This is a genomic window from Acidovorax sp. Root275 (assembly GCF_001428965.1).
In the GTDB taxonomy this organism is placed as follows: Bacteria; Pseudomonadota; Gammaproteobacteria; order Burkholderiales; family Burkholderiaceae_C; genus Acidovorax; species Acidovorax radicis.
In genome coordinates this window covers 264287-289711 of record NZ_LMJH01000009.1, presented here as the reverse complement: position 1 = coordinate 289711, position 25425 = coordinate 264287, and the positions used below count along the sequence as shown (strand labels likewise).

Genomic DNA, 25425 nt, shown 5'->3' with positions numbered 1-25425 from the left:
GGTGGCCGGGAGCCTCGCAGGGAGAAGGAAGGCATGTCCTCCAAACGTCGTCATCACACACTCGCCATGGGGCTGCTGGCCTCGCTGATGGCGCCTGCTGCCGCCTGGGCGCAGACCGGGGCCGAGCAGACCCTGTTGGACCAGGGGCAGTACTGGCAAGAGCGCGGTGACACCGAGCGCGCGGGAGAGGCATGGCAGAAGCTGCTGCGCATCAACCCCCAGAACGCCCAGGCCCTTTATGGGATGGCACTGGTGGAGCTCAATGCCCAGCGTCCCGAAGGCGCCCAGCGCTACCTGAACCAGTTGCAGGCGGCCCACCCGCGCAGTCCGCTGGTGAGTCGCCTGCAGGAATCCATCCGCACAGGCCGCAGCGCGCCCCAGATCGAAACTGCGCGCCAGCAGGCCCGCAGCGGGCAGGCCAACCAAGCCTTGAGTACTTACCAGGCCGCGCTGGGAGACCGCCCGCCCACTGGTCCGCTGGCGCTGGAGTATTACCAGACCCTGGGCGCCACGGCGGGCGGCTGGGACGAGGCCCGCCGGGGCCTGAGCCGCCTGGCGCAGGAATCCCCCGAAGACCCGCAAATCGCGCTGGCCCTGGCGCAGCACCTGACCTACCGCGACGCCACGCGCCGTGAGGGTGTAACCCAGCTGGCGCGGCTGGCGGGGCGCCCTGACGTGGGCAAGGCCGCGACGGAGAGCTGGCGCAAGGCGCTCGCCTGGACGGGAAATCGCTCGGCCGACATTCCGCTGTACCAGGAATTTCTGCGCGCCAACCCCGGGGACACGGCGGTGCAAACGCGCCTGGCGCAGGCCCAGAACCTGCAAAAGCAAACCCAGGCCGCCCCCGTCCGGACCGCCGACCCACTGCGCCAGCGGACCACGGCGGGTTTCCAGTCACTGGACGACGGCGAACTGGATGCCGCGGAGGCTGCATTTCTGAACGTGCTGGAGTCGCGCCCCGCCGATGGCGATGCACTGGGTGGTCTCGGCATCCTGCGGCTGCGCCAGGAGCGGTTTTCCGAAGCACGGGGGCTGCTGGAGCGTGCCTCGCGCGCGGGCTCGGCCAGTCGCTGGAAGCAGGCGCTGGACAGTGCCGCCTACTGGAGCCTGGTGGAGCAGGCCACCACCGAACGTGACCGTGGCGAGACAGCGGCGGCGCGGCGTTCGCTGGAGCAGGCCGTGCGGCTGAATCCGGCGGAAGTCACGGCCGAAACCGATCTGGCAGACCTGCTGGTCGAAGATGGCCAGTACGACGCGGCAGAGGCCGCCTACCGGCGCGTGCTGGCGCGCCAGGCCGACAACCCCGATGCAGTGCGGGGCCTGGTGGGTGTACTGGCGCAGAACAACAAGGCGGCCGAAGCCCTGGCGTTGGTCGAGAAGCTGTCGCCCTCGCAACAGGAAAAGGTGGGTGCCCTGGGGCGCCTGCGTGCCTCGCAGGCCCTGGGCCGGGCACGCGCCGCGACAGAGCGTGGCGACACCGCGGCCGCCCGTGCTGCGCTGGAAGATGCCCTGCTGAACGACCCGGCCAGCCCCTGGGTGCGGCTGGACCTCGCCCGCCTGTACCTGCGCATGGGGGCTGTGGCGGAGGCGCGGGGCGTGATGGACGGGCTGCTGCTGTCCAACCCCAACATGCCCGAAGCCCTGTATGCCAGCGCCTTGCTGGCCTCGGAGGCGGGTGACTGGCCTAGCGCACTGGCCTTGCTGGACCGCGTTCCAGAAAAGCACCGCACGCGTGACATCGCCGCGCTGCAAAAACGGGTGTGGGTGCATGTGCAGACTTCGGCGGCTTCGGCGCTGGCAGCGGAAGGCCGCCAGACGGAAGCCCTGGCCACCCTGGCTCAGGCCGAGTCCTTTGCCACGCAAGACCCCGAGCTGCTGGGCGCCCTGGCCCTGGCCTATGCGGATGCCGGCGATCCGCAGCGCGCGCTGGGCATGGTGCGCCAGGTGCTGGCCCGCACCCCCCGGCCCGATGTGGGCCTGCGCCTGCAGTACGCGGCTACCTTGCTCAAGACCCAGCAGGACGTGGAACTGGCGGGCATCCTGCGGCAGCTGCAGACGGCCCCCATGAATGACCGCGAGCGCAAGAGCTTCAGCGACATCCGCCGCGCCTACATCGTGCGCCAGGCCGACGGCCTGCGTGAGGCCGGTGATCTGGTCACGGCGTACGACACGCTCGTCCCCCTGCTGGCCGAACAGCCCGATGAGCCCTTGGCCATGGCGGCCCTGGCCCGCATGTATGCGGCCAACAATGACTACGCCCAGGCGCAGGCGCTGTATGCACGGCTGCTGGAAAAGTCTCCCAATGATGTGCCTCTGATCCTGCAGACCGCCGCCATGGCCACTGGCGCCAAGGACTACGGCTATGCGGAGTCGCTGTTGTCTGTGGCGCTCGCGCGCGCGCCCCGTGATCCCGAAGTGCTGACGGCCGCCGGGCGGCTGTACCGGGTGCAGGGCAAAAATTCGAAGGCCACTGAATTCTTCACGGCCGCCGTTGCCGCCGAGAACGCGCAGCGCGATGCCGTGCTGGCCGCCAGTGGTGTGGCGGCGGGGCCTGCACGCATGGGCAATCCGTTTGCCCAGCGCGCAGCGCTGCAGCAGCGTACCGGTGGCGGCCTCTCGGTGCCGGGCGTAGCTGCAGTGGCACGTTCCCCGGTGGGCTACACCCCCCAGCAGTACGCACCCCAGCCGGTGGCGCGCAGCAACGCACCTGCAGGCCTTTACATACCGGACCCGGCGGGAGCGAGCCGCTTTGGCACGGCACCGCAGGCCTATGCGCAGGCCGCTCCCATGACGCCCGCCAGCTACTACCCCGAGGCGTCCAGCCCGGTGGCTGCAGCCGACACGGCGGCTTCGGCCAATGCGGCACGGCGCAACGCAGCGGCACTGCCCTCCTCCGTCCCACGGTCGGCAATGGCCCCTGCGGCGACACCGGCCATGGCGCCTACCTATGTGCCGTCCGCACAGCCAATGCAACCGATGGGTGCGCAGCCAGCGGCTGCGGCGGGCTACTTCACCCCGGCCCAGGCTTACGGTGCTGGGTATGCGGGCGGTGCGCAGTCCTTGCCCCCACAGCGCGCAATGCCTGCCCCGGCAGCCCCTTCCGCCTGGGCCACGGCGGGCCTGGGCAACGTGCCCGACCCCACACGGCCTCGGACGGCCCGCGACNNNNCGCGCGCGCGGCAGGGCGAGGCGGGCATGAGCCAGCTCTCGGAGATCGAAGCACCGGTGCAGTTGAAGATGAGCGTGGGTGATGGGCACCTGTTGCTGGGGGTCACCCCCACGGGCGCCAGCGCAGGTTCGCCCGGCTCGCCCTACGGCACCATCAGCCGTTTTGGCGGCGGCCCGGTCACAGCCCTCGCAATGCCAGAACGTGGCGCGGGCTCGCAGAGCGACAGCGGCATCGGGCTGAGCGTGGGCTATGAAAGCGGAGGCTTCCGGGCAGACATCGGTAGCACGCCGCTCGGCTTCGGACAGTCCGATGTGACGGCCGGTGTGAGATACCGCACCGCCATCACCGACGACCTGACTGTGGCCGTGGACCTCTCGCGCCGCCCGGTGACCGACAGCCTGCTGTCATTTGCCGGTGTCCGCGACGCCCGCACGGGCGACCGCTGGGGCGGTGTGTCTGCCTCTGGCGGGCGCGCCGACCTGACCTGGGACGACGGCGAACTGGGGATCTATGGTTATGGTTCCCTGCATGGCCTGACCGGCACCCGCGTGCGCAGCAATGCGCGGGCCGAGTTGGGTGGCGGGATGTACTGGCACGTGCACCGCACATCGAACGCCGACCTCACGGCCGGCCTGAGTTTCACGGGGCTGTCGTACCAGCGCAACCTGCGCTACTTCACGGTGGGCCACGGCGGCTACTTCAGCCCGCAGCAGTTTGTGTCCTTTGGCATTCCTGTCGAATGGGCCCAGCGCAATGGCCGCCTGTCCTACCAGCTCAAGGGCTCGGTGGGTGTGCAGTATTTCAAGGAAGATGCGGCACCGTATTTCCCCAACAGCCCTTCGCGGCAGGTGTCGGCCGTCCAGGCCGCCGCCGACGCGCTGGCCTTTGGCGAAACGGGTGCCACGGCCATCTACCCTGGCCAGTCCCGCACGGGCCTGGGCTATAACCTGGGCGCGGCCATGGAGTACCAGATGCATCCACAGGTGTTCGTGGGCGGGCACCTTGCGCTCAACAATGCGCGCAACTACCGCGAATTTGCGGGCGGCCTGTATGTGCGCTATGCCTTCCAGCCCTACAACGGCCTGCAGGCGTTCCCGGTGAACCCGTTGCGGTCACCGTATAGCTACTGAACTTTTCCAGGGCGCTCACCCGCTCTCTGCAAGTCACAAAAAGGCCCGTCGCACTTCCTGTGCGACGGGCCTTTTTTGTTGGCAACCGCGTGTGGCGGAGGGCTGTCTGCATGCCTGACGGCACATGCGCGGGGCGAAGGCACTGAAAGCCAAGACCCGCGAGCCACTCACAGTGGTACCGCAGCAATTGCACCGGTTGGCACACCCCCGCATAGCGCGAGGGGTGCCCCCTGCCGTTACGGCGTGGTCTGCTTGGCGCCCACAAACACCGTGTGGGCACGCGTTCCCGCCACAGACAATCCGGCGGTCAGGATGCGCAGGCCGATCACCTTGCCATTCGCGTCAAATTGCGCCGATGCCGAGCCGGACTGCGGTGGGCCGGAGGACAGGCCGCAGGTGATGGGCGCGTTGGGGCTGTTGAGATAGCCAAACGCTTCGACGCGGTACAGGTTCAGGCCACTGCCCAGCTCGCCCAGGAGCTTGCCCGCCACTTCGCAGCCGCTGGTGGTCAGGCCGGTGATGGCGCCGTCGGCAAACACCGTCAGCGTCGTGGTGTCGCCCCCAAAACCCGTGCCTGCCATCTTGTAGGTGCCGATGATCAAGGCCGCGTTGGGCACCTTGCCCGAGGGCAGGGCGTACAGCGGGTCGGGCGTGACGCTGAAGCGGGTGGGGAAGCCGCCCGGTTGCGTGGGATAGCTGAAGCTGCCGCTGAACAGGCCAGCAGTGCTGGTGCCATTGCCGCTTTGCAGCGTGCCATCGATCAGCACGGACTCGTTGTACGCGCCCGTGTTGGCCAGCAGGCGGTTGAAGAACACCCCGTCGTTGGCTGTCACAAACCGGTTGTTCGTGGCGTTGTTCTCGTACCGGATGAGCCGGCCGTACAGCGCGTTGTGGTCCAGGCTGCTGTTGGTGTAGAAGAACAGGCCGCCGTCCGGCAGCACGCTGCCCCAGACGGTCGTATCGCCAATCACGCCTGCAGGCAGCGTGAACGAGCCCTGCCAGTTGCCTGCCACCGACAACGGCGTGGTGGAAGGCGGTACCGTGGTGCGGGGGTCGGCGATGCCGTTGAGGGTGAAGGTGTTGTTCGGGCCCGTCGCATTGCGCGTGAACACCCAGATGCCGTTCGGGACGCCCGCTGCGTCAAACCGCAGCACGGCGATGCCGGACTGCTGGGTGCCGCTGGCCTCGCAGGAGGTGGTATCGCCCGAGAGATTCAGTGTCATCGAGTACAGCGGGGAGTCTGCGGCGCGTGGTGTGGCCGAGCCGGTCACCAGGCAGCCACCGACGCGGCCCGAGAGCTGGCCCTGGGGGGTGACCGTGAGCACCCATCCGCCACCAAACAGGCCTGTGCCCCGGTACGTGCCCTCGACCAGGCTCGCGCGGGCTGGATGAAAATTGAGGCTGCTGTACGCGAGCTTGATCGGCACCACGGCGCCCGATGCGGCGGCTGTCTGCACCGGGTCGCTGTAGTTGCCGCTGATGCCGTCCGTGCGGCCGATCTTGCCGCTGTTCGATGCCGTGCCACGGAGGGTCAGGCCCGAGGCAAATTTGCCGTCCTGGACCGAGTAGTAGGTGACGCCGGTGGCCAGCACTGCGGTCACGTTGACATTCAGGCGTCCGTAAAGCGCGTCAAAACCGGCCGCACCCGGGGCCTCGCGTGCCATGTAGAACTCGCCCCCGGTGCCCAGTGGGCCGGGATCGATGTAACCGACCACCTGCCGCTGCGCCACGCCGGTGCCCACCGTGCCCTCCCATACGCCGCCAGGGAATTGCTGCACGCCCGGGGCTGGGCCCACGTCTTCGCCGTCGGACGAGCCGCCGCCGCAACTGGCGAGCAGCGCCGCACAGGTCAAGGATAGCCAGAAGTATTTGCGCATGATGGACAGAAAGAGGAACAGTGGGTGATGGAGATTCTTCGAGAAGCCGCCGTGGCGCGCCAGGCGCTATCGATGGGCCAGCGAGCGCGCGCGGGCGCATGCTGGCTGTCTTGCTGTATCCAATTGTGCCAGCAGCGGGCGCCAGGGACGACAGGAAAATGGCATGCAAGTGTTGCGCTGCAGGCGGTGTGGCTGCAGCGCGCCCGCGCGAAATGCGGCCCCAGAGGGTGGCATGGCCGAGGCCACTCAGTGCACCAGGATGCATAAATCCTCATTTGCTATTAATTAAGTAGCATTTGCCGCATATCCATTAAGCGCTGGGGCCTATTTTTGATGGAATTTCAGCCCGGGGCATAGAAAAAGGGCCGGCCCCTTTGCAGGAACCGGCCCTTGTCACCGCGCTGGGCGTGGTGGACAGCGGCTCAGTCGTCGTTGGTCGCCAGGCTGATCAGGATTCGCAGCACGTACCAGAGCATCAGCGCGATCGAGGCAAACAGGTGCAGTGCAGCGCCCGCAGGACGGTCAGCGGGGTAGTCGTGGATGATGCGGGAGGTGTCGTACAGCACGCAGGCGCCGGCAAACAGCACCATGATCCCCGAGAACCAGATGCCCAGCTTGAAGCCGAAAATGGCGCCGGCAATGATGGTGCCCAGGGCCACCAGGCCACCCACCTTCAGGATGCCGCCCAGGAACGAGAAGTCGGTCTTGGTGGTGAATGCCGTCCAGGTGAGCGCGCCCACGAGCAGCAGCGTGATGAAGGCCGCAGCGCCAATGGCACCAGGGGCCACGATCTGTGCGATGCCGAACATCGGCGCGAAGATCAGGCCTTCTGCCAGCACGTACAGGCCCAGGCCCATCAGCTGTGTTTGCGGGTTTTCAGAGTTGTCGGCCATGTACGAGGCCAGCCAGCCCACCAGCATGAACGCGCCCATGACGCCCAGCCAGATGAATTTGTTGCCGCTGCCCAGCAGCATCTTGGCGGTGGTGCCCGAGAATCCGGACACCATCAAGACAGCGGACAGCACCACAAAGGCCAGCATGGCCGCGCCAAGGTGCTTATAGGTAGAGACGATGAAATCGCGCCGTTCAAACGGTGCGCCTTCCGGCGTCGAAGGGGTCAGGGCATTGGGGTTCATGGCACATTCCTCTATGGGTTCGTTGTGTAGTCAGAGGAAAGGCGCGGCAGGCGCACTCCTCCCTCCCTCTCGGTGAAAAATCGTCAGGCGGCGCTGAGCTGCTGTTCCTGGTCCGCAGCGCGCAGCCTGCGGTTGGACCACACACCTGCAGCGCCGATCAGGGTCAGCAAGATCGCGAAGATCCAGGTGCCAGCTCCGCTGAAGGACTGGGCGGAGGACGCGGCCTCGGCCTGCAGGCGCTGCTTGGTCGCCTCATAGCTGATCACGGGCTTTCCATCGACAGCTACTTCGTACACCAGGTCGTTGTCGCTCTTGTCGACCAGCGCGGTGATTTTTTCGTCGATCAGGTTGCCCACCAGTTCCTGGGGCGTGCTGTAGTCGATGCGCAGCTTGCGCGCCTCGGCAGCTGCGCCATCGGGCTTGACGCTGATTTCGTAGAACTTCTTGGTCGTGCGGCGCTTGCGCTTGACCGTGACCTCGGAGGCCTGGGTCACCGTGCCCGCCACGGTTTCCAGGCTTTCCCGCGCTGCATAGGCGTGGTCGCCATCGGCCTTCCAGCCGCTGTATACCGACAGGCCGATCAGGCCCGGCCCGGCCAGCAGCAGCAGCCAAGCGTAACCGGTGACGAAAATCAGAATCTTGCGAACGAGGCTTGGCATGGCTATCCCTCTCTTGTGTTGTTGAATGTTGTTGGTACAGGCCAGAAATTGCCGGCTGCGCTGGGTGCCAGGCGCCGGCAAGGGCACGATGATCTTCGAGTTGGGCGCAACGGGTGTAAGAAAGTGTTGACGCCGTTGCACCCGTGCCGCACTGGACAAACTGAGGGGGTGGCGGTGGCGCGGGTCGTTGTAAAAGCGCTGCGCGCGCGGTCGCCACGGCATCTTCAGCGCGCTGGCGCATAAAAAAAGGCCCGCAGCGTCTGCGCTGCGGGCCTGGTGTCTGAAGTGCAGTCGTTCGGTGTTTAGAACGGGATGTCGTCATCCATGTCGTCAAAACCCGAGGCTGCGCGGGGTGCCTGTGCCACGGGCGCGGGTGCTGGGCGCTGTGCAGGGGCCGCCATGGGGCGTGGCGGGGGCGCGGCGCGGCGGGGGGCCTGGTCGTAGCCACCGCCCTGGTCACCACCACCGTAGCCGCCATCGTCATAACCACCGCCTTGCTGGCCACCACCACCCTGGCCACCGCCCATGCCCTGGCGGCTGCCCAGCATCTGCATCTGGTCAGCGCGGATCTCGGTGCTGTACTTTTCCACGCCGCTCTGGTCGGTCCACTTGCGGGTGCGCAGGCTGCCTTCCACATACACCTGCGAGCCCTTGCGCAGGTACTGGCCTGCGATCTCGGCGAGGCGGCCGTTGAAGACCACGCGGTGCCACTCGGTGGCTTCCTTCATTTCGCCAGACTGCTTGTCTTTCCACTTGTCGGTGGTGGCAATCGTCACGTTGGCCACCTGGTCGCCACTGGGGAAAGTGCGCATTTCAGGGTCGCGGCCCAGGTTGCCGACGATGATGACTTTGTTTACGGATGCCATGGTGCTGTCTTTGCCTTAAAGGGGTAACGAAGCGCCGGATTTGGAGAGGGTTTCCGGGCGCCAAACGCACCATTGTGCCGCAACCGGCCCGCAAGGGAAGCCCTGGCGGCGTGGCGCGATTCGCCGCTCAGTGCCCGCCGCGCCCCACGGGCCGCAGGGGCCAGGTCAGCACCAGCCACAGCGCCGTGAGGACCGTGGTGACGGCAAACAGGCCCGGAGCGCCGGCCCATTTCACCAGTGCGCCGCCCAGTGCGCCGCCCGCAAACAGGCCCAGCGACTGCAGCGTGTTGTAGCTCCCCAGCGCCGCGCCACGCAACTGTGCTGGCGCCATGCGCGACACCAGGCTGGGCTGGCTGGCCTCCAGGGCGTTGAATCCGCAGAAAAACACAAACAGCAAAGGCCCCAGCACCCACAGTGTCGGCGTGTCGCCGCCGGCCGCCAGCAGGCCCAGGCCCGCCTGCACCAGCAGCACCAGCGCGATGGCACCCAGCAGCGCTGCGCGCAGCCTGCCCGCGCGCTCCAGCGCGAAGAGCCCGCCCATGGCCACAAACGACAGCACCACCGCGGGCAGGTAGACCTGCCAGTGGTGGTCCTTGGCGAGGCCTGCCTGCACCAGCATGGCCGGCACGGCCACCCACATCGACAGTTGCACGGTGTGCAGCACGAACACACCCAGGTTCAGGCGCAGCAGGTCGGGGTGGCCCCACACATCGGCCAGGCGGCCCCGGGGGGCGTTCTGGTGCCGCGCGGGTTCTGCGGGCACCCACCACACCACTACCGCCACACCCGCCAGCGCCAGTGCGCAAGTCAGGCCGAACAGGCCCGCCAGGCCGATGTGGGCGGCCAGCACGGGGGCGGCCACCAGCGCCACGGCAAACATCAGGCCAATGCTGCCGCCCACCAGCGCCATGGCCTTGGTGCGCACGGCGTCGCGGGTCTGGTCGGCCAGCAGGGCGGTCACGGCGGCCGATACGGCCCCGGCGCCCTGCAGCGCGCGGCCCACCAGCAGACCCGTGAGCGAATCGGCGAGTGCGGCCAGCAGGCTACCCGCTGCAAACACCAAAAGACCCAGCACGATCACGCGCTTGCGCCCAAACCGGTCGGACGCCATGCCCAGCGGCAACTGCAGCACGGCTTGCGTCAGGCCGTAGATGCCCATGGCAAGCCCCACCAGGGCGGGGTCATCCCCACCGGGGTACTTGCGGGCCTCCAGCGCAAACACGGGCAGAACCAGGAACAGGCCCAGCATGCGCAGCGCAAAGATCAGCGCCAGACTGAGGCTGGAGCGGCGCTCCAGCGGGGTCATGGCGTTGCCGGAAGGCGATGGCGACAGGGGCGGCGGGGCAGCGCCCGCAAGTGAAGAAGGAGATTCCGGCACGGTGGTGCCCTATGGGGCAGGTAAAGCAGGGATTTTCGCCCATTGCGCAAGCGCCGCGATCCGCTTGGGCATGCGCGGGGCCGTGCCACGCCCCGCAAGGCAGGGCTGACCGGCCCAAAGGCTCACAGCAAACCGCAGATCCGCTGCACGCATTCCTGGGGCGTGAGCTCGGCTGTGGGCAGCATCAGCTCGGCGGCCAGCGGTGGCTCGTAGGGCGAATCAATGCCCGTGAACTGGCGCAGCTCGCCCGTGCGGGCCTTGCGGTACAGGCCCTTGGGGTCGCGCTCTTCGGCGAGTGCCAGGGGCACATCGACAAACACTTCCAGAAAATCCCCGGGGGCGAACAGTTCCCGGGCCGCCTGGCGTTCTGCGCGGAAGGGCGAAATGAAGGCCACCACCACGATCACGCCCGCATCCACAAAAAGGCGGGCCACCTGCGCGACGCGCCGGATGTTCTCTGCCCGGTCCGCGTCCGAAAAGCCCAGATCCCGGTTCAGCCCCTGGCGGATGTTGTCCCCGTCCAGGATGTAGGTGCGTTTGCCCTGGCGATTCAGTTCCCGCTCCAGCGCATTGGCAATGGTCGATTTGCCCGCACCCGACAGACCGGTGAGCCAGACCACCCGGCCAGCGTGGCCCCCCAGCTTCTCGCGTTCCACGCGGGTCACGGTGAGTGCCTGAGCATGAACATGGGGTGTGTGGGGTGTTGTGGAGTCTTTCACTTTGGCGCTAGCAAATGGATATGGCGTGCCATGGTAACGGCATGGCGGTGCGCGCAGCACCGGGGATGGGTGCGGTGGGCAAGGTCACGGGGCTTGACCTATCATGATCGGTTTCCCTGCTGTTTCCCCACTCCGTGACCGACTCCCATTCCCCCACCGATGCCCAAGCTGCTGACAGCAGCGGCCTTTACCTCGCCCGCGCCCTGCGTGAGCAGCGCATCAGCATCCGGGGGGCGCGCACGCACAACCTCAAGAACATCGACCTCGACATCCCGCGCAACCAGCTGGTGGTGATCACGGGGCTGTCGGGGTCGGGAAAGTCGAGCCTGGCGTTCGACACGCTCTATGCCGAAGGCCAGCGGCGCTATGTGGAGAGCCTGTCGGCCTATGCACGGCAGTTCCTGGGGCGGCTGGACAAGCCCGATGTCGACCTGATCGAGGGCCTGTCGCCCGCCATCAGCATCGAGCAGAAGGCCACCAGCCACAACCCGCGCTCCACCGTGGGCACGGTGACCGAGATCCACGACTACCTGCGGCTGCTCTACGCCCGCGCCGGCACGCCCTACTGCCCCGACCACAACCTGCCGCTGGCCGCGCAGACGGTAAGCCAGATGGTGGACGCCGTGCTGGCCCTGCCCGAGGACACCAAGCTCATGCTGCTGGCGCCCGTGGCGCGCGAGAAGAAGGGCGAGTTCGTCGAGCTGTTTGCGCAGATGCAGGCGCTGGGCTACATCCGCTTTCGGGTGGACGGCCAGATCTACGAGCACGAGAACCTGCCCGCGCTCAAGAAAACCGAGAAGCACAACATCGACGTGGTGATCGACCGCATCAAGGTGCGCGCCGACCTGCAGCAGCGCCTGGCCGAGAGCATCGAGTCGGTGCTGCGCGTGGGCGGGCACGAGGGCAACGGCCGCGTGCTGGCGCTGGAGATGGACACGGGGCAAGAGCACCTGTTCAGCAGCAAGTTCGCCTGCCCTGTCTGCAGCTACTCGCTGCCGGAGCTGGAGCCGCGCCTGTTCTCGTTCAACTCGCCCATGGGCGCGTGCCCCGCGTGCGACGGCATCGGCCAGCGCGATGTGTTCGACCCCGCGCGCGTGGTGGCCTTCCCCACGCTGAGCCTGGCCAGCGGCGCCATCAAGGGCTGGGACCGGCGCAACGGCTACTACTTTGCGATGCTCGAGAGCCTGGCCAAGCACTACGCCTTCAGCATCGAGGCGCCTTTCGAGTCGCTGCCTGCGCCGGTGCAGCACGCCATCCTGCACGGCTCGGGCGACGAAGAAATCGCCTTCAGCTACATCATGGACAGCGGTGCCTCCAAGGGCAAGGTGTATGCCAAGAAGCACCCGTTCGAAGGCATCATCCCCAACATGGCGCGGCGCTACCGCGAGACCGATTCGGTGGTGGTGCGCGAGGACCTGGCGCGCTTTCGCAGCACGCAGCCCTGCCCCGAATGCCACGGCACCCGCCTGCGCCGCGAAGCGCGCCACGTGCGGCTGGGCGAGGGCGAGCAGGCCCGCGCCATCTTTGAAGTGAGCCACGCCACGCTGAATACCGCCCATGCCTGGTTCAACGACCTGAGGCTTACCGGCGCCAAGGCCGAGATCGCCGACAAGGTGGTGCGCGAGATCGCCACGCGCCTGCAGTTTTTGAACGACGTGGGCCTGAGCTACCTGAGCCTGGACCGCAGCGCCGAGACCCTCTCCGGCGGCGAGGCGCAGCGCATCCGCCTCGCGTCACAAATCGGCTCGGGCCTCACGGGCGTGATGTACGTGCTGGACGAGCCCAGCATCGGCCTGCACCAGCGCGACAACGACCGCCTGATCGCCACGCTCAAACACCTGCGCGACATCGGCAACAGCGTGATCGTGGTGGAGCACGACGAAGACATGATGCGCGCCGCCGACCATGTGATCGACATGGGACCCGGTGCAGGTGTGCACGGTGGGCGCGTGATGGCGCAGGGCACGTACGACGAAGTGCGTGGCAACACGCAGTCGCTCACCGGCCAGTACCTGTCGGGCGTGCGCTCGATTGCCGTGCCCCCGCGCCGCACGCCCTGGCTGCCGGTGCTCGAGCAGGTGGCACCCGTGGTGGAGGCCAAGGCCAAGTCGCGCTTTCCGCAAACCGAAGCCAGCAAACGCCGCGCCGAACGCATGGCCGAGCACCACGCGCGCCAGGGCGCCCTGCAGGCGCTGCGCGTGGCAGGCGCCACGGGCAACAACCTCAAGAACGTGACGGTGGACTTTCCGGTGGGGCTGCTCACCTGCGTGACGGGCGTGTCGGGCTCGGGCAAGAGCACGCTGGTCAACGACACGCTGTACGCCGCCGTGGCCCGCCAGCTGTACCGCGCGCACGAAGAGCCGGCCGCGCACGACGAGATCGTGGGCATCGAGTACTTCGACAAGGTCATCAACGTCGACCAGAGCCCCATCGGCCGCACGCCGCGCAGCAATCCGGCCACCTACACCGGCCTGTTCACCCCCATCCGCGAGCTGATGGCCGAGGTCAACACCGCCAAGGAGCGTGGCTATGGCCCCGGGCGCTTTTCCTTCAACGTGGCGGGTGGCCGCTGCGAGGCCTGCCAGGGCGATGGCGTGGTGAAGGTGGAGATGCACTTTCTGCCCGACGTGTACGTGCCCTGCGACATCTGCCACGGCCAGCGCTACAACCGCGAGACGCTGGAAGTGCTGTGGAAGGGCAAGAACATCGCGCAGATCCTGGAGCTGACGGTGGAAGACGCCGCCGCCTTCTTCAAGGACGTGCCGACCATCGCGCGCAAGCTACAAACGCTGCTGGATGTGGGCCTGTCGTACATCCGGCTGGGCCAGGCGGCCACCACGCTGTCGGGGGGCGAGGCGCAACGTGTGAAGCTGGCGCAGGAGCTGAGCAAGCGCGACACCGGCCGCACGCTCTACATCCTGGACGAGCCCACCACCGGCCTGCACTTTGCCGACATTGATCTCTTGCTCAAGGTGCTGCACCAGCTGCGCGACGCGGGCAACACCATCGTCATCATCGAGCACAACCTCGACGTGATCAAAACCGCCGATTGGCTCATCGACATGGGGCCGGAGGGCGGTGCAGGCGGTGGCACCGTGGTGGGTGTGGGCACGCCCGAGGAGTTGGCAGCCAACCCGGCAAGCCATACGGGGCGGTATCTGGCGCCCTACCTGCAGGCGAAATATGAATGAAAATGGCCTCTGGCGCTTATCTATAAAGCGCTAAAAGCTATTAATTCAGTAGCAATTTGCCGCTGCATCACTGCAGGCGACGGGCCACCTCAGCGTCCAGCGATCCCATGAAGGCCTCCACCGCCCGGGTGTAGTCGCTGTCCAGGCCCAGTTGGGCGTTGATTTCGCCATGGTCCAGGTCCTGCGGCAGCACCTCGGCGCGGCCGCCCTGGTTGCGCACATGGCGGGCCATGGCATCGGATTGCTGGCAGGGGTCGTCCGCACGCTGGGCCGAGCACACCATCTGCAGGGGCGGGGCGCCCGCCGTCCACTGGTGGAAGGGCGACATGGCTACCCAATAAACCGGGTCAGCGCCAAATGCGTCGTCGTACAGCGGCAAGTGCGGGGCGCGCATGCGGGCGGGCACGTTCATCATGGCGCTGTCCAGCGAGACGGTGCCCAGCCACGGCCAGGCGCCTTCGCGCAGCGCCTGCGGGGCGCGCGCATTGAGCAGGGCCACCAGGTGGGCACCGGCCGAGTGGCCCATGAGGATGAAGCGGCTCGGGTCCCCGCCCCAGGTGCCAGCGCGCTGCTGCGCGGCCATGAGGGCGGCCTGCACATCGCGCTCCTGCACGGCCACGGGGGCGTCGGGCAGCATGCGGTAATTGATGGAGATGAGGATGAAGCCCTTGGGCACCCAGCGGTTCACCTTCTCCTGCACCACGCGGCCCATGGCCTTGTCGCCATGCCGCCAGCCGCCGCCATGCACCATGAAGATGACGGGCGCGCGCACCGCGCTGGCCACCAGGCTGTTGGTACCGGTGGTGGGGCTGGTGGGCACATACACATCCATGCGCTGTGCAGGGTCGGTGCCGTAGGGCACATCGGCGATGCGCTGCACGCCTGCAGACAGGGCTGCCGGTGCTGCGGCTGCCTGTTTTTGCGCGATGAGAGCGCGCAGGCGGCCACCGTTGTGCGCGGTGGTTTGGGCCTGCGCACTGGCAGTGGCCAGCGTGAGCGCGGCGAGGGTGGTGAAGGTGAGGGTGCGGCGCAGGGACATGGCAAAGCTCCTGAGTTCAGAGGGTGGCAATCGATGGCTGGGTCTAGACGGTGTTAAGGCCGCGTCGGACAAGCCATGGCCGTGCCGCTCGCGTCGTAGCAGGTGGCGCTGCGGCTCAAGCCGCTGTCCTTGCTGTAGCTGCTCTGCGTCTGCACACTGTTGCCGGTGGCCGCACTGGTGGCGGTGGTGCTGCGGGCCTGCTCCACGCTGCCGTCGGCATTGCGGCTCGCCCCGCCGCTGCTGTGCAGGCTGCCCTGGGCATTCTGGGCGGACACCGTGCCGCTGTGGCTGGCGCTGCCGTCAACACTGCGGGTGGTGCTGCCCTGGCGTGCGGCCACACCGCCCTGCGCCCCCACGGCGGCGGCGCGGCTGGTCACGCTGCCGCTGCCCCGCCCATCGGTGGTGGCGGCTCGGCCGCGCAGCACCGCGCCATTCGGGCCGCTGCGGGCCACGCCGGTGTGTGCCGTGGTGCTGCCATCGGCGTGGTGCTCCACACTGCGGTGGGTGCGGGCGTTGGCGTCTGCCGGGGCGGCCAACGCCAGCAAGGCGGCCAGCAGCACGGCCATGGAGGCCAAGAACATCAAAACGCCCGCTGCCATCGCGGGGCGCTGCAACAGGTCGTGCACGGTGGATCGGTTCAGCGGGGTCATGGCGGCAGCTCCTTGCTAAGTAAATCGGTGAACAGGTACCGACTTTGGCGGGCAGGTGTGAGCCAGCGATGGCAAACGCGCGCCCAGGTATGACAAACCATGACAGACGCCAGTGGCAACGCCATGCCTTGTCATGACCGGGAGTGCATGCGCGCGGCAACCGCCTACCATTGGCAAACGCTGTCGCCTTTTGCCTACTCGCCCCCTTTGGTACCCATGACCGACACCCTGGCCAAGATCCTGGTCGCCGATGACGAGCCCGACCTGCGCGCGCTGCTGCAGCGCTACCTCAGCGACCAGGGCTACACCGTGCGCACGGTCGATGGCGCGGGTCCGCTGGATGTGCTGCTGCAGCGCGAGCGGTTTGATGTGCTGGTGCTCGACGTGATGATGCCGGGCGAGGACGGCCTGGCCATCTGCCGCCGCCTGCGCGCGCAGGGCGAGACCATTCCCATCCTGATGCTCACCGCGCGCGGCGACCCGGTGGACCGCATCATCGGCCTGGAGATGGGCGCCGACGACTACCTGCCCAAGCCCTTCAACCCGCGCGAGCTGCTGGCCCGCATCCAGGCCATGGTGCGGCGCCAGCGTGTGCTGGGCGCCCACACCGGGCCGCGCCAGGCGGGTGGGCGCATTGTGTTTGGCGCGTTCACGCTGTGGCTGGACGAGCGCCGGCTGGAGTGCAACGACGGGAACGACGGCTACGGTGCGCAGGACGTGCCCCTGACCACCGGCGAATTCGCGCTGCTGCAGGCGCTGGCCCGGCAGCCACACCGACCACTGGGGCGCGACCGGCTCATTGCGCTGGCCTACGGGCCCGACCACACCGCCACCGACCGCAGCATCGACGTGCAGGTGATGCGCCTGCGCAAGCTCATCGAGGCCGACCCGGCCCAGCCGCGCCATATCCGCACGGTGTGGGGCGTGGGCTATGTGTTCGTGCCCGATGGCGCTGCCCCCGGTGGGGGGCGCCAGCCATGACGGCCTCCGCAACCACCCGCCGCTGGGGGCTCTGGCCGCGCAGCCTGCTGGGGCGCAACCTGCTGCTGATGGCCGTGCTCATCGTGCTGGGGCAGCTGGTGGCGGCGGTGCTGGTGCGGCAGATGATCTTCAAGCCCCGCGTGGTGCAGGTGGCCGATGGCGTGGCGCGCAACGTGGCTGCGCTGCGGGCCGGGCTGCAGGCGCTGCCCCCGGCGCAGCGTGGGGCGTTTGTCGAGGCGTTCAACCGGCAGGCCGCGTTGGCCACACCGCCTGTGGCGCCGGAGAGCGCAGCGCGGCGTTCGCTGCTGTCGCCCATGGAGCGGCAGTTTGTGTTGGCCGTGTCGCGCCGTCTTGGTGCGGACGGCGCGGCAACACAAAGCCCGCAGCCGCCGCAACCGCTATGGCGCCGCGACAGCACCGGCGTGTTGGCCCTGCGTGTGGTGCACCAGGGCGCGGATGGGCCGGAGAGCTATTGGCTGAACCTGCCCAGCGTGTTCCCCACGCGCGAGTTCACCGGCGCCTGGCTCATGGCCACGCTGGTCAGCATGCTGCTGGCGCTGCTCGGTGCATGGTGGCTGCAGCGGCACATCCACCGGCCGATGGCCCAGGTGGTGGTGGCAGCGCGGCAGCTTGCGCAGGGCCAGACACCTGCCGTGCTGCCCGAGGCCGGTCCCGAAGAAATCGCCACCGTGGGCCGCAGCTTCAACCAGATGGCACAGAGCTTGGCCGCCGCCGACCACGAGCGCGCGCTGATGCTGGCGGGCGTGTCGCACGACCTGCGCACCCCGCTGACCAAGCTGCGCCTGGGCGTGGAGATTGCCGGTGCGCAGGTCGATGCGCCGCTGGCGGCCAGCATGGCGCGCAGCATCGACGAGATGGACGGCATCGTGGGCCAGTTCCTGCAGTTCGCACGCAGTGGTGAGGCAGAAGCGCCCATCGCTGCATCGCTCAACGACCTGGCCCAGGCCGTGGCCGAAGCACAGGCCGACCATGGCCGCGCGCTGGTGCTGGAACTGGGTGCCTTGCCCGACGTGCCCGTACGCCCCCAGGCCCTGCGCCGCGCGTTGGACAACCTGGTGGAAAACGCCTGGCGCCACGGTGCGCCGCCGGTGGTGCTGCGCACGGGGGCAGACGCCACCCAGGTATGGCTGGAGGTGCAGGACCAAGGCCCCGGCATCACCGCTGAAGAGATCGACCGCATGCGCCAGCCTTTTGTGCGCGGTGGTGGTGCGGCGCGTGCGGGCGCCCCCGGGGCCGGGCTGGGGCTGGCGATTGCCGAGCGCGTGGCGCGTGCCCATGGGGGTGCGCTGGAGTTGCACAGCACGCCCGGCCAGGGGCTGCGTGCGCGGCTGGTGTTGCCGCTGGCGGGGCCGGGAGGTGAGCCTGCGACTGCGTGAACGGATGCGCAACGGAGGGGCGAATGGGCTGCCCGGTCCATCCGCCGCTCCGCGCGGCGCCGAGGCGCCACGGGGGTCGCAGAATGTGAATAAAAATGGCTGCTAGCGCTTGATGGATAAGCGTTAATAGCTATTGAATTCGTAGCGAATTCGTGGGGCGTGGTGCCCTGTGCTGGCCCTGGCCTTCGTCCCCCAGCCGGAACACCGACACCACATGCACCAGGTCTTCGGCCTGGTTCTGCAGGCTGCTGGCGGCGGCGGCCATTTCCTCGACCAGGGCGGCGTTTTGCTGCGTGACCTGGTCCATCTGCGTCACGGCCTCGCCCACCTGGGCCACACCCAGCGATTGTTCGTGGCTGGCCGCGCTGATCTCGCCCACGATGTCGGTCACGCGGCGGATGGACGCCACCACCTCGGTCATGGTGCTGCCCGCGCGGTCCACCAGGGCCGTGCCTTGCTCCACGCGCTCCACGCTGGCGCTGATGAGGGCCTTGATCTCGCGCGCGGCCTCGGCACTGCGCCCGGCCAGGCTGCGCACCTCACTCGCCACCACGGCAAAACCCCGGCCCTGTTCGCCCGCGCGGGCGGCTTCCACGGCCGCGTTGAGCGCGAGGATGTTGGTCTGGAATGCGATGGAGTCGATCACGCCGATGATGTCCGAGATCTTCTGCGACGAGGCGTTGATGCCCTGCATGGTGTCCACCACCTGGGCCACCACCTCGCCGCCCTGCACGGCCACGGTGCTGGCGCTCGCGGCCAACTGGCTGGCCTGCTGGGCACTGTCGGCGTTCTGGCGCACGGTGGCGTTGAGCTGCTCCATCGAGGCGGCGGTTTCTTCGAGCGCGCTGGCCTGGCTTTCAGTGCGTGCCGACAGGTCGGTGTTGCCCTGGGCAATCTGCACGCTGGCCGTGGCCACATTTTCAGACCCGTTGCGCACCTGGCGCACCACCTGCGTGAGCTGGGTGCGCATCTGCATCAGGGCTTCCAGCAGCTGGCCAACTTCGTTGGTGCCGTGGGGCAGCACGCCGCCGCTCAGGTCACCCTGCGCCACGGCACGCGACAGCGCCACGGCCTGCGTCAGCGGCCCGGTCATCGAGCGCACAAACACCAGCGCCATGCCGCTGGTGGCCGACAGCGTGACCACCAGGGCCAGCGCCACCCACAGCAGCCCCCGCTGCAGGTCGGACACCCGGGCCTGCAGGGCCTGGTCCAGGCTGGCCATGGACAGGTTGTTGAGTGCGTTCAGCGCTTCGATGGTGCGGGTGAACGCGTCGAAATAGTCCTTGGAGGGCAGCTGGAGTTCGCTGGCGTTGATCACGTCGCGCTCGGCCATCTGCAGCGATTGCTGGATCTGGCCCTGCACCGCCTGTGCGCTGCTGCCCAGGGCGCGATGCAGATCGGGGTTGCCCTGCAGGGCGCGGTCCAGCCCGCGGAAGGTGTCGGCCTGCAGCTCGGCCACACGCTGCTGCAGCACCAGCAGCTGGCCCTTGCCCTGGGGCGTCAGCTCGTGCTTGCCCAGTGCGCTGGCGCCTTGGGCGCGCAGCATGCCCAGCTTTTCGCCCAGCATGGGCGCCTGCACCAGCGAGGCCTGGATCAGCGCGTGGGTGTCGGCGTCAGGGTCGATCTGCAGGCCATAGGCATGCAGCAAGGATTCGTTGAGCTGCAGCAGCGACGCGATGAGCTGCGTGTGCTGCGCCGTGCTCTGGGCCTGCTCGATGCTGCGTGCGGCCACGGCCTGCTCCAGCGTGCGCCAGGTCTGCTGGGCCTGGGTCCAGGTGGCCATCTGGGGGGCGGGCACCTTGGCGGCCGCAAAGCGGGTGGTGACATCGTCCAGGGCCGTGTTGACGGCATCGCGCGCGGCGGGGCGGCGCGCTGCCAGGGTTTCGTCGCCACCGAGCATGCCCACCGACAGGCCCCGGTGCACCTGCATCTGCTGCACCAGCCGGGTCAGCGCCTGTGCGGGGACCACGCCCTGCGCCTCGTGGCGCGCGTGGCCAATGGCGTGCAGCGAATCGCGCACCGTCAGGTAGGTGGGCAGCGCGCTCATCATGAGCCCGAGGGTTCCCAGGATGAGGAATTTTTCGAGCAGGTTTAACCGGTGCAGAAGTGACATGGCAGTAGGCGCACGGTCAATGTGTGCGCAAAAAGATAGACCTCAGGGGCGGGGTGTCGGCACCCGCCGACTGGGATGCGGCCCTCCATCAGACCGCGCGGAATGTAACGCAATGTAGGGGTCTGTCTTCAGTAGGGTTTTGACTCAGGTCAATTTTTTGCAGCACCGCGTGTGTGCCCGCTGGGCGTTCCGCACCGCCCCTCGGTCGGCTCGGGCAGGGCTGCGGCAAATGGTGCGCTGGAGAATAATGAACCCATCCCGTCCTTTGGAGCACCCCGCATGCAATCGATCACCCTGCGTTTCCTGGCGTCTCAAAGCACCCTGCCGCAGGCTGGCCGCGTGCCCGGCGGCACCGTGCTGCGCTGGGTGGACGAAGCGGGCTTTGCCTGCGCGAGTGCCTGGGCCCAGGGGCCCTGTATCACCGAGTTTGTCGGTGGCGCGAATTTCATGCGCCCCATCCGGCCGGGGGACCTGGTGGAGGTGCATGCCCGCCTGGCCTTTACCACCGACACCTCGATGCACCTGGCGGTGGAGGTGCGCAGCGGCAGCGTCCACAGCGCACAGCAGCAAGAGGTGCTGCACTGTGTGGCGGTCTACACGGCGGTGGATGCCGACGAGCAGCCCCGTACCATTGACAAATGGAGCCCCGAAACCCCGGGTGACATGGCCCTGGCGCAGCGGGTGAAGGCGCATGTGGACGCCGCGCGGGCGGCGCAATGAGGGCGCGCAGGCGGAGTTAAAACACTGCGGTTGTCCCCAGGCCTTCACAACGCAGGGCAAGCCCCTGCCGCTGGAGGGCCGCTGGTGTGGGCACGGCAGTGCCTCACCTTGCGGCCGGGCCAGGGTCCTTGCCAGCCACGATACGCCCCCGCTGCCATGCCTGCGTGCGGTCGCGCGCATCCACGTCCACGTCCACGTCCGCAGTCGCATTGGACAGCACGGTGAAACTGGCCGCATCCGCCCGCGCCAGCGGCTCGCCCTGGTACCACACCCGCCGCGCATCGGCCGCGTAGCCACGCCCCAGGGCGCGCAGCGTGGCCAGGTCAGCGCCGCGCAGGGGCCGCAACACGGGGTGCGGCCCCCGGTCGGGCTGATTGACCTCGATGTGGCCGTGCCAAGCGTGGGTGCGGTCGCGTGCGTAGCCGGGGTCGTCTTCGTCCATCAGCGCAAAGCTTGGGCCGTGGCTGGCGGGAATCTCGGCATGCTCGAAGTAGCCGCGCTGCGCATCGCGCGCAAAGCGGGGGCTGAGCGGCTCGAAGCTGGCCGCATCGCGCACGGCGAAAGGCTGGCCCCGGTCGTAGGCGCGATGCCGGTCGTGGGCATGGCCGTGGGCCAGCACGCGGTAGCTGGCCGCATCGGCGCCGGGGATGGTGGTGGTGCGCAGGTGCTGGTAGGCCCAATACTCCTGCGCCTTGCGGTAGGTTTTGCAGTAGTAGACCGCACGGCTGTCGCGTGCCTCGTGTTGCGACAGGGCTTCGAACGTGGCGCCCTCGCTGCCCTCCACTGCGCTGCCCCGGCAGTAGCCTTGCTGCGCGTCGCGCCCAAAGTGTGGCGAGAGCGGCTGGAACGTTGTGGGGTCGCCCGGGGTGAAGGCCGCGCCGCCGTAGGTCCAGTCCCCCGCCCAGCCGCGCTGGTAACCCGCGCCACCGTCGCAGCCGCACAGTGCGGCCAGCGCCCCGAGCGCTAGCGCACACACGCGGGCGAACCCGGTGGGGGCCGTTCCTGTCTGCTGAAGCGTGCCATTCTGCATGGGAGGCGCAAGGGCGCGCGGTGGGCTTACTGCACCGGCACGACCCGCACCGCTGCGGTGTACGGCTCCACGCGCAGGCTGTCGTGCGCCAGCACGCTGATCTTGGCGCGGGGCGCCATCTCCAGCGCGCCGTCGGCCCCTTTGCGCGGTGCGTATTGCCAGAGGGTGAGCGCGCCCTTGGCGGCCAGGGCCTGGCCGATGGCGGCGGCCTCGGGGCGCAGGGCACCGGCCTCGTCCGGCGGCACGGCGACGATGACCTCGTCGCGCACGGTGACGATCTTGAACAGCAAGGGGGTTGAGGCTTGGGCCATGGCAGTGACTGCAGAAGTGGCCAGTGCGACCGCCACCCAGGCGGCGGCGCTGGCGCGAAGACGGGGCGTTGTGCGGGGCATGGTGGTGCTCATGCGGTTCATTGTGCTAGTGCGGCAGCGTGGCACCCGCTTGCATGGTGCGTGCCACATGGGAATACATCGCGGTCCAGGCTTCTCGGGTCGCGGGGGTGAAGGTACCGCCCAGCGCATCGGACAGCGTCTCCAGCAGGGCTGCGCCCACCGTGTCGTAGTGCGCGGCCTGCACGCCATAGCCCGTGTGGCGCTGGCCCAGCGAACGCAGCGCGGGGTCTAGCCGCTCGGGATGATCGAGCAGCCGCACGGCGTTGCCGATCATGTCCAGCAGCTTGCGTGCCTGCATGTGCATGTCGGACGACTCGAACAACCCCTGGATGGCGGGGTCGCGTGCGAACAGCTTGGCATAGAACAGCGCGCCTGCCTGCGCGGCGACGGGCGCAACCTGCGCAAAGCTCTGGCGCACCAGATGAATTTGTTCGGGGGACATGGGGAATTCCTTGAAACGGAAAGAGTAGAAAAGCAAGGCCTGCGAGGCCTGGGCGATATAGCGACCGATGGCGATCCATTGGTTGCGCATCGCGCCGATGCGAAGTGCTAAAGGCGGCCTTGTTCAAAGGCTGTGGGGCACCTTGCGTCGCATCACCAGGCCGATGCCTGCCATAAAGGCGGCCAGCAGCAGCACGCCCCATTCGCCCAGAGTGGGCACTGCGTTGACACCGCCCCCCGGCACCACAGGCGGCAGACCGGTGACTACCCAAGTGCCATTGGTTTGGGGATTGCCATCGATGCTGCTGCCGGAAGTGCTCGCCGTACCTGAGCTGCACACGCCGTTGTTGGGGTCGTTGACTTGCAGGCATTCATAGTTGTGCAAGACGAAGTTGCGCAAAACCATCATGTCATAGCGATCACCCACGGCATGGGGGGGCGGTGTTGGCCAGTGGATGAAGATGAGCATGGCATCGGTGAATACGCCATTGGCATCGGTCATCGCGACGGCTTGGTACAGGGTGTCGCCCGCAGCACTGGAATAGCTGGTTAGCCCGTCCGAAAACGCGAAGCCCGTAATCAGTGCGGAAATGTCGCCATTGTTGAGACCCGCCGGCAAGGGCGCCGCCGTGGTAAACCAGCCCGACTGGAACATCGCTGTGGTGAAGTTGCCGCAGTTGCCTACCGTGCAGTTGGTGTAGTTTTGCACGGTGGGCGCGGTATAGGGGTTGCCGGTATAGGTGTAGGTAGCGGCCCAGGCGCTCGCCTGGACGCAGAGCGCGGTCAGCAGCAAAAGAGTTTTTTTCACGGCGAGGTGGTTTTGTAAAAAATGCCTTGAGGGAGCATGCAGAAAGCGCAAACAGCTATCTTTCGAGGAGTAACTCTCGCCGTCCGCGCAAGGCGAGGCCGAGCAGACCCGTGGCTGTGAGCAACAAGGCAAAGGGGTTGCCCACCGGCACGGACTGCGCGGTGGGTAGGGCGATGGGCGTCCAACCTCCGTTGCTCGCCTGGGCAAAGGCGTAGCTGGTGGAGGTGTCTTCGGTGGTTGCCGTGCACATGCCGGGATTGCCCATGCCTGCGCAGACCTCGTTGGAGAAGCTGCCCTGATTGACCGCGATGTGGTCGATCCGCCCGCCGATCTGGGGGTTCGCGGTTTGCCAGCGGATGATGACGATGTCGCTGTCGGTGATGTTGCCCGCCGCATCCGTGGTCACGTAGGCATACAGCAACCGTTGGGGAATGCCTGAGCTGATGTATTGGGTGACGCCGTCGCTGAACGAATAGCCGGAAATGTAGGAAGAGACTTCCACGTGGTTCAAATTGGGCGGCAGGGGCTGGTTGGTGGTCATGCTGCCGGTTTGCCGCATGGCGGTGGTGAAGTTCGTGCAAGTGCCTGCGGCGCAAGGGGCGGTGAAGTCGTGGGTCGGGCTGTTGTAGGTGGGGCCGGTGTAGGTGTAAGTGAGGGCCCAGGCACCCGCCTGGAGGAAGACAGCGGCCAGGAGTACGAGGGCTTTTTTCATGGAGGGGGTGGGTTGTTTTTGTAAGAAAAAATGCTGCTAGCGCATATGTGGAAAGCGCAATTAGCTATTTTTTCAGGAGCAATTTCCGACGTCCGCGCAGGGCGAGGCCGAGCAGGCCCGTGGCTGTGAGCAACAAGGCAAACGGGTTGTCCACGGGCACGGACTGCGCGCCGCCTGGCGCCGGGATGTCACTCGTCCAGCCACCGCTGCCGTGGGCAAAGGCGTGGCTGGTGGCGCCGTCGTCCGCGAAGGTATTGCAGATGTCGGGGCTGGATAGGGAAACGCAGGGTCGGTTGAAGTAGCTGGCAAAGTTGACCGACATGTAGCTCAACCGGTCTCCTGCGCCATGGCTGGCGGTTTGCCACCGCTGGAACACGAGGTCGGTATCGACAATCTGGCCCGCCGCGTCCGTGGAAACATTGGCCTTGGCCAGCAGGGTGTTGGCTCCGGTCATGCTGTAGCTGGTCACGCCGTCGTTGAAGTCGTATGAGGTGAGGTAGGGCGTGATGTCCAGGCTGCTCTGGTTGGCTGGCAGCGGCTGATTGGTGGTGAAGTGGCCTGTTTGCCGCATGGCCGTGCTGAAGTTGGCGCAGGTGCCGGCGGAGCAAGGTGCTGTGTAGTCCAGCGGGCTGGCGTAGATGGGGCCGGTGAAGGTGTAGGTCGCGGCCCAGGCACCAGCGTGGACGAAGATGGCCAGGGCCAGGAGGGCAAGGTGTTTTTGCATGGGGCGGCGTGGATGTGCAGGTCTAAACACGCAAAAATTTGCCCCAGCGCTTGCCAGTCAAGCGCACAAAGCTATGCTTTCAGGAGCAATTTCGCGTCTGCCGTCCAGTCTATGGATTCCCTTGGCGCAGCGCCCCACCCCTGAGGGTGGGATGGCGGGGGGCTGGTTTTGCGCGCTGGCGCAACTGTTCGCTGGCTTGTTACCCCGGTGGATGCGGAATACAGGATGATTTGTGGCTGCACCCATCCCCAGGGGTGGGGCGCTGGGGGACTTGGCTTCCTAAACTGATTCGA

20 protein-coding genes and 1 pseudogene are annotated in these 25425 nt (G+C 67.5%); 6 read left to right on the top strand and 15 right to left on the bottom strand.

The genetic code is table 11. From position 1 onward, the window contains the following. Window positions 1–33: 33 nt before the first annotated feature. A pseudogene (locus tag ASE52_RS16380) lies at window positions 34–3165 on the top strand (tetratricopeptide repeat protein); the annotation flags it as partial. A gap of 4 nt (window positions 3166–3169) precedes the next feature. Further along, the coding region (locus tag ASE52_RS26330; protein WP_241777028.1) for a cellulose synthase subunit BcsC-related outer membrane protein at window positions 3170–4299 on the top strand (1130 nt) is incomplete at its 5' end. 236 nt (window positions 4300–4535) lie between these two features. Here ASE52_RS26330 and ASE52_RS16375 read toward each other — a convergent pair. From ASE52_RS16375 to cysC, 6 genes are all read right to left on the bottom strand, one after another. Further along, window positions 4536–6176 (bottom strand): hypothetical protein, encoded by a 1641-nt coding sequence (locus ASE52_RS16375; RefSeq protein WP_241777027.1) that lies wholly within the window; start codon window positions 6174–6176, stop codon window positions 4536–4538. A 422-nt stretch (window positions 6177–6598) separates the two neighbouring features. Continuing rightward, on the bottom strand, window positions 6599–7312 hold the full coding sequence (locus ASE52_RS16370; protein WP_010464675.1) for a Bax inhibitor-1 family protein: 714 nt from the start codon (window positions 7310–7312) through the stop codon (window positions 6599–6601). Window positions 7313–7395: 83 nt separating this feature from the next. After that, window positions 7396–7971 carry a hypothetical protein gene (locus ASE52_RS16365; protein ID WP_057227599.1) on the bottom strand — a complete coding sequence of 192 codons (576 nt, stop codon included), beginning with the start codon at window positions 7969–7971 and terminating at the stop codon, window positions 7396–7398. A 302-nt stretch (window positions 7972–8273) separates the two neighbouring features. Beyond that, window positions 8274–8837: a single-stranded DNA-binding protein gene (gene ssb / locus ASE52_RS16360; RefSeq protein WP_010464671.1), complete on the bottom strand. Its 564-nt coding sequence runs from the start codon at window positions 8835–8837 to the stop codon at window positions 8274–8276. A 127-nt stretch (window positions 8838–8964) separates the two neighbouring features. Then, the gene (locus ASE52_RS16355) at window positions 8965–10143 is read right to left on the bottom strand and encodes an MFS transporter (protein WP_010464670.1); all 1179 of its coding nucleotides are present in this window, start codon (window positions 10141–10143) and stop codon (window positions 8965–8967) included. Window positions 10144–10337: 194 nt separating this feature from the next. Further along, window positions 10338–10934, bottom strand: a complete 597-nt coding sequence (gene cysC / locus ASE52_RS16350; protein ID WP_057227596.1) for an adenylyl-sulfate kinase — start codon at window positions 10932–10934, stop codon at window positions 10338–10340. Window positions 10935–11068: 134 nt separating this feature from the next. On the opposite strand from cysC, the gene uvrA reads away from it, so the two are divergent. After that, a complete protein-coding gene (gene uvrA, locus ASE52_RS16345; protein WP_057227594.1) occupies window positions 11069–14125 on the top strand; it encodes an excinuclease ABC subunit UvrA in 3057 nt (1018 codons plus the stop codon). A gap of 67 nt (window positions 14126–14192) precedes the next feature. On the opposite strand, the gene ASE52_RS16340 is transcribed toward uvrA, so the two are convergent. Both ASE52_RS16340 and ASE52_RS16335 read right to left on the bottom strand, forming a co-directional pair. After that, window positions 14193–15164, bottom strand: a complete 972-nt coding sequence (locus tag ASE52_RS16340) for an alpha/beta hydrolase (protein ID WP_057227593.1) — start codon at window positions 15162–15164, stop codon at window positions 14193–14195. Between the two features lie 53 nt (window positions 15165–15217). Then, the gene (locus tag ASE52_RS16335) at window positions 15218–15814 is read right to left on the bottom strand and encodes a hypothetical protein (RefSeq protein ID WP_057227591.1); all 597 of its coding nucleotides are present in this window, start codon (window positions 15812–15814) and stop codon (window positions 15218–15220) included. Window positions 15815–16030: 216 nt separating this feature from the next. On the opposite strand from ASE52_RS16335, the gene ASE52_RS16330 reads away from it, so the two are divergent. Both ASE52_RS16330 and ASE52_RS16325 read left to right on the top strand, forming a co-directional pair. Further along, window positions 16031–16795, top strand: coding sequence for a response regulator (locus ASE52_RS16330; protein WP_057228493.1), 765 nt, complete (start codon window positions 16031–16033; stop codon window positions 16793–16795). Next, complete coding sequence (locus ASE52_RS16325; protein ID WP_057227589.1) at window positions 16792–18192, top strand: ATP-binding protein; 1401 nt, start codon at window positions 16792–16794, stop codon at window positions 18190–18192. The genes ASE52_RS16330 and ASE52_RS16325 overlap by 4 nt, the downstream gene beginning before the upstream one ends. Before the next feature lie 130 nt (window positions 18193–18322). Here the strand turns inward: ASE52_RS16325 and ASE52_RS16320 are convergent, their stop codons facing one another. Continuing rightward, complete coding sequence (locus ASE52_RS16320) at window positions 18323–20305, bottom strand: methyl-accepting chemotaxis protein (protein WP_057227587.1); 1983 nt, start codon at window positions 20303–20305, stop codon at window positions 18323–18325. Window positions 20306–20584: 279 nt separating this feature from the next. Here ASE52_RS16320 and ASE52_RS16315 point away from each other — a divergent pair, with 279 nt between their 5' ends. Further along, window positions 20585–21025: a hotdog domain-containing protein gene (locus tag ASE52_RS16315; protein WP_057227585.1), complete on the top strand. Its 441-nt coding sequence runs from the start codon at window positions 20585–20587 to the stop codon at window positions 21023–21025. A gap of 103 nt (window positions 21026–21128) precedes the next feature. Here ASE52_RS16315 and ASE52_RS16310 read toward each other — a convergent pair whose 3' ends face one another. The 6 genes from ASE52_RS16310 to ASE52_RS16285 all read right to left on the bottom strand — a co-directional run bounded on the left by ASE52_RS16310 (window position 21129) and on the right by ASE52_RS16285 (window position 25132). Then, window positions 21129–22055: a DKNYY domain-containing protein gene (locus ASE52_RS16310; protein WP_057227583.1), complete on the bottom strand. Its 927-nt coding sequence runs from the start codon at window positions 22053–22055 to the stop codon at window positions 21129–21131. Between the two features lie 26 nt (window positions 22056–22081). Then, window positions 22082–22459: a hypothetical protein gene (locus ASE52_RS16305; protein WP_010464650.1), complete on the bottom strand. Its 378-nt coding sequence runs from the start codon at window positions 22457–22459 to the stop codon at window positions 22082–22084. Window positions 22460–22472: 13 nt separating this feature from the next. After that, window positions 22473–22889, bottom strand: coding sequence for a globin domain-containing protein (locus ASE52_RS16300; protein WP_057228491.1), 417 nt, complete (start codon window positions 22887–22889; stop codon window positions 22473–22475). Between the two features lie 123 nt (window positions 22890–23012). Next, window positions 23013–23747 (bottom strand): IPTL-CTERM sorting domain-containing protein, encoded by a 735-nt coding sequence (locus ASE52_RS25220; protein WP_158004168.1) that lies wholly within the window; start codon window positions 23745–23747, stop codon window positions 23013–23015. Window positions 23748–23751: 4 nt separating this feature from the next. After that, complete coding sequence (locus tag ASE52_RS25950) at window positions 23752–24408, bottom strand: hypothetical protein (RefSeq protein WP_057227580.1); 657 nt, start codon at window positions 24406–24408, stop codon at window positions 23752–23754. 64 nt (window positions 24409–24472) lie between these two features. Continuing rightward, window positions 24473–25132, bottom strand: a complete 660-nt coding sequence (locus ASE52_RS16285; protein ID WP_057227578.1) for a hypothetical protein — start codon at window positions 25130–25132, stop codon at window positions 24473–24475. Between the last annotated feature and the right edge of the window lie 293 nt (window positions 25133–25425).

Coding starts and splice junctions, on each gene's coding strand:
- ASE52_RS16375 (WP_241777027.1), bottom strand. CDS start 6,176: ATGCGCAAATACTTCTGGCTATCCTTGACCTGTGCGGCGCTGCTCGCC.
- ASE52_RS16370 (WP_010464675.1), bottom strand. CDS start 7,312: ATGAACCCCAATGCCCTGACCCCTTCGACGCCGGAAGGCGCACCGTTT.
- ASE52_RS16365 (WP_057227599.1), bottom strand. CDS start 7,971: ATGCCAAGCCTCGTTCGCAAGATTCTGATTTTCGTCACCGGTTACGCT.
- ssb (WP_010464671.1), bottom strand. CDS start 8,837: ATGGCATCCGTAAACAAAGTCATCATCGTCGGCAACCTGGGCCGCGAC.
- ASE52_RS16355 (WP_010464670.1), bottom strand. CDS start 10,143: ATGACCCCGCTGGAGCGCCGCTCCAGCCTCAGTCTGGCGCTGATCTTT.
- ASE52_RS16340 (WP_057227593.1), bottom strand. CDS start 15,164: ATGTCCCTGCGCCGCACCCTCACCTTCACCACCCTCGCCGCGCTCACG.
- ASE52_RS16335 (WP_057227591.1), bottom strand. CDS start 15,814: ATGACCCCGCTGAACCGATCCACCGTGCACGACCTGTTGCAGCGCCCC.
- ASE52_RS16330 (WP_057228493.1), top strand. CDS start 16,031: ATGACCGACACCCTGGCCAAGATCCTGGTCGCCGATGACGAGCCCGAC.
- ASE52_RS16325 (WP_057227589.1), top strand. CDS start 16,792: ATGACGGCCTCCGCAACCACCCGCCGCTGGGGGCTCTGGCCGCGCAGC.
- ASE52_RS16320 (WP_057227587.1), bottom strand. CDS start 20,305: ATGTCACTTCTGCACCGGTTAAACCTGCTCGAAAAATTCCTCATCCTG.
- ASE52_RS16315 (WP_057227585.1), top strand. CDS start 20,585: ATGCAATCGATCACCCTGCGTTTCCTGGCGTCTCAAAGCACCCTGCCG.
- ASE52_RS16310 (WP_057227583.1), bottom strand. CDS start 22,055: ATGCAGAATGGCACGCTTCAGCAGACAGGAACGGCCCCCACCGGGTTC.
- ASE52_RS16305 (WP_010464650.1), bottom strand. CDS start 22,459: ATGAGCACCACCATGCCCCGCACAACGCCCCGTCTTCGCGCCAGCGCC.
- ASE52_RS16300 (WP_057228491.1), bottom strand. CDS start 22,889: ATGTCCCCCGAACAAATTCATCTGGTGCGCCAGAGCTTTGCGCAGGTT.
- ASE52_RS25950 (WP_057227580.1), bottom strand. CDS start 24,408: ATGAAAAAAGCCCTCGTACTCCTGGCCGCTGTCTTCCTCCAGGCGGGT.
- ASE52_RS16285 (WP_057227578.1), bottom strand. CDS start 25,132: ATGCAAAAACACCTTGCCCTCCTGGCCCTGGCCATCTTCGTCCACGCT.